9 protein-coding genes and 1 pseudogene are annotated in these 5,871 nt (G+C 55.1%); 4 read left to right on the top strand and 6 right to left on the bottom strand.

Features of this window, described 5'->3' with window-relative positions:
• The 6 genes from atpA to Q0341_RS07420 form a co-directional block, all read right to left on the bottom strand.
• Positions 1–1,196 (bottom strand): F0F1 ATP synthase subunit alpha (atpA, locus tag Q0341_RS07445; protein WP_299511668.1); only part of this gene is annotated, 1,196 nt, incomplete at its 3' end.
• A 44-nt stretch (positions 1,197–1,240) separates the two neighbouring features.
• The gene (locus Q0341_RS07440; protein ID WP_299511665.1) at positions 1,241–1,771 is read right to left on the bottom strand and encodes a F0F1 ATP synthase subunit delta; all 531 of its coding nucleotides are present in this window, start codon (positions 1,769–1,771) and stop codon (positions 1,241–1,243) included.
• 22 nt (positions 1,772–1,793) lie between these two features.
• Entirely contained in the window at positions 1,794–2,264 is a 471-nt protein-coding gene (locus Q0341_RS07435) for a F0F1 ATP synthase subunit B (protein ID WP_299511663.1), read from the bottom strand.
• Between the two features lie 36 nt (positions 2,265–2,300).
• Complete coding sequence (gene atpE / locus Q0341_RS07430; protein ID WP_019426878.1) at positions 2,301–2,549, bottom strand: F0F1 ATP synthase subunit C; 249 nt, start codon at positions 2,547–2,549, stop codon at positions 2,301–2,303.
• 56 nt (positions 2,550–2,605) lie between these two features.
• Positions 2,606–3,484: a F0F1 ATP synthase subunit A gene (gene atpB, locus Q0341_RS07425; protein WP_299511661.1), complete on the bottom strand. Its 879-nt coding sequence runs from the start codon at positions 3,482–3,484 to the stop codon at positions 2,606–2,608.
• Positions 3,485–3,499: 15 nt separating this feature from the next.
• Positions 3,500–4,009: an ATP synthase subunit I gene (locus Q0341_RS07420; RefSeq protein ID WP_299511659.1), complete on the bottom strand. Its 510-nt coding sequence runs from the start codon at positions 4,007–4,009 to the stop codon at positions 3,500–3,502.
• 190 nt (positions 4,010–4,199) lie between these two features.
• Here Q0341_RS07420 and Q0341_RS07415 point away from each other — a divergent pair, with 190 nt between their 5' ends.
• From Q0341_RS07415 to Q0341_RS07400, 4 genes and pseudogenes are all read left to right on the top strand, one after another.
• Entirely contained in the window at positions 4,200–4,646 is a 447-nt protein-coding gene (locus tag Q0341_RS07415; protein WP_299511657.1) for a CopD family protein, read from the top strand.
• Between the two features lie 25 nt (positions 4,647–4,671).
• Positions 4,672–4,971, top strand: coding sequence for a DUF493 family protein (locus Q0341_RS07410; protein ID WP_299511655.1), 300 nt, complete (start codon positions 4,672–4,674; stop codon positions 4,969–4,971).
• A 2-nt stretch (positions 4,972–4,973) separates the two neighbouring features.
• Positions 4,974–5,636, top strand: coding sequence for a lipoyl(octanoyl) transferase LipB (lipB, locus tag Q0341_RS07405; protein WP_299511652.1), 663 nt, complete (start codon positions 4,974–4,976; stop codon positions 5,634–5,636).
• Positions 5,637–5,706: 70 nt separating this feature from the next.
• Positions 5,707–5,871: pseudogene (locus tag Q0341_RS07400) on the top strand (lipoyl synthase); the annotation flags it as partial.

Genomic DNA, 5,871 nt, shown 5'->3' with positions numbered 1-5,871 from the left:
CGGATACCGCCGGACTGGCCTTTGATGACCTTGGTCTGGGCCGAGCTGCCGACGCGAGACACCGAGATACCGGCGTTGATCGCAGGGCGAATGCCGGCGTTGAACAAGCTGGTTTCCAAGAAGATCTGGCCGTCCGTGATCGAAATCACGTTCGTGGGCACGAAAGCAGACACGTCACCGGCTTGGGTTTCGATGATGGGCAGTGCCGTCAAGGAACCTGTTTTGCCTTTGACTTCACCCTTGGTGAAGGCTTCGACGTAGTCGGCATTCACGCGGGCTGCGCGCTCGAGCAGACGGCTGTGGAGATAGAACACGTCGCCAGGGTAGGCTTCGCGGCCTGGTGGGCGGCGCAGCAACAAGGAGACTTGACGGTAGGCCACGGCTTGCTTGGACAGATCGTCATACACGATCAAAGCGTCTTCGCCGCGGTCGCGGAAGTATTCACCCATCGTGCAGCCGGAGTAGGCCGACACGTACTGCATCGCTGCAGATTCAGAGGCAGAAGCGGCCACGACGATGGTGTATTCCATCGCACCCGCTTGCTCCAGAGCGCGCACCACGTTTTTGATCGAGGAGGCTTTTTGGCCAATCGCGACGTAAACGCAGGTCATGTTCTGACCTTTTTGGTTGATGATGGCGTCGATCGCGACAGCAGTTTTGCCAGTCTGACGGTCACCAATGATCAGTTCGCGCTGGCCACGGCCCACGGGCACCATGGAGTCGATCGACTTCAGGCCGGTTTGCATCGGCTGGTCCACCGATTTACGTGCGATCACGCCAGGGGCAACCTTTTCGATCACGTCGGTCATCTTGGCGTTGATCGGGCCTTTGCCGTCAATCGGCTGACCCAGAGCGTTTACCACACGGCCAATCAGTTCGGGGCCGACGGGCACTTCCAGAATGCGGCCAGTGCACTTGACTGTGTCGCCTTCGGAGATGTGCTCGTACTCGCCCAAGATCACAGCACCGACCGAGTCACGCTCGAGGTTCAGGGCCAGACCAAACGTGGCAATGCCATCGGCTGTGGATGGGAATTCAAGCATTTCGCCCTGCATCACATCGGACAAACCATGAACGCGAACGATACCGTCGGTCACAGACACCACGGTGCCCTGGTTGCGGATATCGGCGCTGGCGGACAGCCCTTCAATGCGGCTCTTGATCAGTTCAGAAATTTCTGCGGGATTGAGTTGCATGACTCTTTCCTTCTTTCTTTAAATATGTCGGGTCTCAATCCGCTTTAAGCGGTGAGGGCCGATTTCATTTGTTCCAGTCGGGCCTTGACAGAGGTGTCGAGCACCTCGTCGCCCACCACCACACGAATGCCACCGATCAGGGCGGCATCAAGCTCGACGCTCACATTGAGCTTGCGCGCAAAGCGTTTTTCGAGCGTGGTCGACAGATCGGCCAAAACCGAAGCGTCGATGGGGAATGCGCTAAATACCACCGCGTCAGCGGTGCCACTTTGCGCATTCATGAGGGCCCGGTACTGCTGTGCAACCACAGACAGCGCACTGAGGCGACGGTTTTCGATCACCAGCTGCAGGAAGTTCTTACCAGCCTCGGGCAGTGCTGTACGCACAACTCCAGAGACGAGATCGAAAGCCTGCTCGTCGGTCACTTTGGGGCTGTTCACAAACTGTTGCAGTTGCGCATTGTCGGCAACGGCAGCCAGTTCATCCAGCCAAGTGGCCGCGCCAGCAAGATCGGATGCCTGCGCCTTGAACAGCGCTTCGGCATAAGGGCGGGCGATGGTAGCAAGTTCTGCCATGGTCTTCTCTGGCTATAGCTTTTTACAGCTCGGTCTTGAGGCGGCTCAGCAGATCAGCGTGGACACCGGCGTTGACTTCCTTGCGGAGAATCTGCTCGGCACCTTTGACCGCCAAAGCTGCAACCTGCTCTCGCAGACTTTCGCGCACTTTGACTGCTTGCTGTTCGGCCTCGGCTTTTGCAGCAACGATGATCTTGTTGGCTTCTTCGGTGGCTCGTGCCTTGGCTTCTTCAACAATGCCATTGGCACGGCGCTCGGCATCGGCCAAGCGCGATGCGGACTCGTTACGCGACTTGGCCAATTCGGACTCCACACGCGAATTGGCGTTGCTGAGTTCGGCTTTGGCTTTGTCTGCGGCAGCGAGGCCGTCAGCGATTTTCTGTGCCCGTTCGTCAAGCGCTTTTGTGATCGGGGGCCACACGAATTTCATCGTGAACCACACCAAAATCGCAAAAACGATCATCTGAATGAACAGAGTAGCGTTAATGTTCACGGTTCGGTCCTTCTTCTAGTGGAAGAGGTGCGTGAATCACTTCAGAACGAAGGGATTGGCAAAAGCGAACAACAGCGCAATGGCCACACCAATCAAGAAGGCAGCGTCGATCAAACCGGCCAACAAAAACATTTTGGTCTGCAGCTCGTTCATCAGTTCAGGCTGACGTGCACCGGATTCGAGGAATTTGCCACCCATCATGCCAATGCCAATGGAAGCACCCAATGCGCCCAAACCAACGATCAAACCACAAGCCAATGCCACCAGGCCGAGAATGTTTTCCATGAGAAGCTCCTAAAAATGAGTGGAAAAAGAAAGAAAAAACAAAAGGAAAATTGTCATCAATGCGCGTCGTGCGCTTGGCCTGTGTAGACCAGCGTCAACATCATAAAGATGAAAGCTTGCAAGGTGATGACCAAGATATGGAACAAGGTCCATACGGTACCGCCAAGGATATGGCCGATGGCCAAACCCACACCAGTTGCTGACAATGCCCAGCCACCACCCATCAAGGCAATCAGCATGAACACCAACTCACCTGCAAACATGTTGCCAAACAGCCGCATACCATGCGAAACCGTCTTGGCCAAATATTCAATCATCTGCATCAAGAAATTGATCGGGTAGAGCGCCCAATGGTCTCCAAAAGGTGCTGAAATCAGTTCATGCACCCAACCGCCGATTCCCTTGATCTTGATGTTGTAAAACAAACAAATCAACAAAACTGAACAGGACAAACCCAAAGTCGAAGACAAATCAGCGGTGGGAACCACACGCATGTAATCTTTAAAGCCCAAAGCTGGACCCACTGCATGCCAAGCACCTGGAAGCAAGTCAACCGGCAGCATGTCCATGGCATTCATCAGAAAAATCCAGACAAAAACCGTCAGCGCCAGTGGTGAAATCAACTTACGGCTTTTGGCATTGTGGATCACGCCTTTAGCTTGGTTTTCGACCATTTCTGACAGCAGCTCAACAGCTGCCTGGAAGCGCCCAGGCACCCCCGATGTGGCTTTGCGTGCAGCAGACCATAAAAGAAAGCACCCAATAACACCCAAAACCACAGAGAAAACAACTGTATCCAGGTTGAACAGACTAAAGTCAACGATGCTTGTTTGCTTAACACCCTCAAATGAAAAATTCATTTGCAGGTGTTGCAAGTGATGCTGGATGTACTCTCCAGCCGTTGGGGCGTGCGCGCCAGCGTTTTCAGCAGCCATAAATCACCAATCAGTTCAAAAAATAGTCGGCTTCGATTTCCGCTGCATGTAGCCCAACGCCATGGCCAGCCAATACACCTTGATCGTCACCACAAAGCCAGCCACCAGGGCAAGCCAGCTCAAATTCGAAATCACTTTTGGCGCTACCAAGAGCAACGCCACGGTCAAAATGATCTTGACCAACTCCCAAAAAAACAAACCCATTAAGACAGCCTTAGGCTGAATTTGTCGCATCTGTCTGCTCAAAGCTCGGATAAAAACCACAGCAGGGATCACCGCCGATACACAGCCCCAAGCCACCGATGCGGCCAAGTGAAATTCTTGCGTCAACAATCCCGTTAGCAGCACCATCAAAGCACCAACACCGATTTGCAAAAATAAGACATGCCATGGTGAGGTTTGCGGATGGCTTAACCGCCAAGCCGCCGCCTCTTCGGCCGTCAAAGCCTTGAATTCATCATCCAAAACTTCGAATGCATCTTCTTTGGCGAGCGAACTGTTTTGCGATGATGCAATTTTGACCATCTCAAATTACAATCAGGTTACACATTGGGAGATAAGTGCAAAGCACGAAATTATAACCAGAAACCCATGTGTGCTCCAGGTGTGTTCATCAATTTTGACCTTGCAATCTCCTTGCTCGGTCCTTGCGGCCACAATGAGACCATGCGTTGGCTGAGAACTTCTTTTATCCACGCGAAATAAATGGTTTTTCATGCACGAATGGATCAAGTTTTTCCACCTGGTTGCCGCCATCGTTTGGATGGGTGGCATGTCTTTGGTGATTTTGGCGCTGCGCCCCGTGGTCATTGCCCAGATGTCACCGCCTGAACGCTTGGCTTTGATGTCGGCCGTCTTGAGCCGTTTTTTCGTCATGGTCTGGCTTTCGATTGCCTTGATTTTGGCCAGCGGTTTCTGGATGATGTCCATGACCGATCTGAAGCTGGCCCCCAAAGGCTGGCACGCCATGTCGGGCTTGGGTTTGTTGATGTGCTTGATCTTTGCGCACATCTGGTTTTCGCCATTTCGCCGACTCAAGGCCGCGGTGCAAGCCTCTGACTGGCCCGTCGCGGCCAAGGCCTTGGGACAAATTCACCCCTTGGTGGTCACCAATTTTGTATTGGGGTGGTTGGCGGTGTTGGCCGTGGTCGTCTGGCGTTAAGCTTGCGCGCTAACCGGATCATTTCATGAGCGCCTCTATCACTCCACCCGACGACGTCGACCCCCGCAAAAACACCTTGATCGAGTACCCCTCGATTTTCCCAATCAAGGTCATGGGCGCCATGGTCGATGGCTTTGCCGACGCCATGTGCCAAGTGGCCCAGCAGTTCGACCCCGGCTTTGACCCCACCACCATCGAGTTGCGCCCCAGCAAGGGCGGCAACTACCTGGGCGTGACGCTCAGCATCACGGCCACCAGCCGCGAACAGCTCGACGATCTGTACCTCACCCTGACCTCACACCCGATGGTCAAAATCGTGCTTTGAGCATGGACATCCGGCTTCTTGGGCAGGTGGACTACTTGCCAACCTATGAAGCCATGCAGGCCTTCACGGCCACCCGCACCCCGGACACGCCCAATGAACTTTGGCTGTGCGAACACCTGCCTGTGTTCACCCAAGGGCTGGCGGGCCAGGCCTCGCACCTCTTGACGCCCGGCAACATTCCGGTGGTCCAGACCAACCGGGGCGGACAAGTCACTTTTCATGGTCCCGGCCAAGTCATGGCTTACCCCTTGGTCAATCTGCAGCGCGCCGGGTACTACGTCAAGGAATACGTCTTCAAGCTGGAAGAGTCTGTCATCCGCACCTTGGCCCACTTTGGCGTCACGGGCCACCGCGTGGCAGGCGCACCGGGCATTTATGTGCGCCTGGACGACCCCTTCAGCCACGCGGCCCTGGTCGGCCCGGCCTCGGCCAGCGACCCGTTCAGGGGCCTGGGCAAGATCAGCGCTTTGGGCATCAAGGTCAGCCGCCATTGCACTTACCACGGCGCAGCCCTGAACGTGGCCATGGACCTTCAACCCTTTGAGCGTATCAACCCCTGTGGTTATGTCGGGTTAAAAACCGTGGACCTTTTTACAATCGGGGTTCAGACCACTTGGGAAGAGGCCGCCCGCGTGCTGGCCGCCGAACTGGCCGCGCGCCTTTGAAGCCACGACAAGCCCCCAACCCATTCACACCGACAGGCCACAGCGCCACCTTGCAGACTGAAAGAAGCCCATGAGCAACACCCCCATCGAGCGCCAAGTGGTCCGCGAAGTCCAAACCCTTGAAAACTACGACCCCCTGGCCAAACAAAAAGCTGCGGCCAAGCTCTCGCGCATTCCGGTCAAGGTCGAGCAGGCCGAGGTGCTCAAAAAGCCCGAATGGATTCGCGTCAAGGCG

It is taken from the genome of uncultured Limnohabitans sp. (assembly GCF_937889215.1).
Lineage (GTDB): Bacteria > Pseudomonadota > Gammaproteobacteria > Burkholderiales > Burkholderiaceae_C > Limnohabitans_A.
This window is presented reverse-complemented; position numbering and strand designations above follow the sequence as displayed.

What these genes read in the sequence shown, in the direction of transcription:
- lipB (WP_299511652.1), top strand. Translation starts at nt 4,974, where the DNA reads ATGGACATCCGGCTTCTTGGGCAGGTGGACTACTTGCCAACCTATGAA.
- atpE (WP_019426878.1), bottom strand. Translation starts at nt 2,549, where the DNA reads ATGGAAAACATTCTCGGCCTGGTGGCATTGGCTTGTGGTTTGATCGTT.
- Q0341_RS07440 (WP_299511665.1), bottom strand. Translation starts at nt 1,771, where the DNA reads ATGGCAGAACTTGCTACCATCGCCCGCCCTTATGCCGAAGCGCTGTTC.
- atpB (WP_299511661.1), bottom strand. Translation starts at nt 3,484, where the DNA reads ATGGCTGCTGAAAACGCTGGCGCGCACGCCCCAACGGCTGGAGAGTAC.
- Q0341_RS07410 (WP_299511655.1), top strand. Translation starts at nt 4,672, where the DNA reads ATGAGCGCCTCTATCACTCCACCCGACGACGTCGACCCCCGCAAAAAC.
- Q0341_RS07420 (WP_299511659.1), bottom strand. Translation starts at nt 4,009, where the DNA reads ATGGTCAAAATTGCATCATCGCAAAACAGTTCGCTCGCCAAAGAAGAT.
- Q0341_RS07415 (WP_299511657.1), top strand. Translation starts at nt 4,200, where the DNA reads ATGCACGAATGGATCAAGTTTTTCCACCTGGTTGCCGCCATCGTTTGG.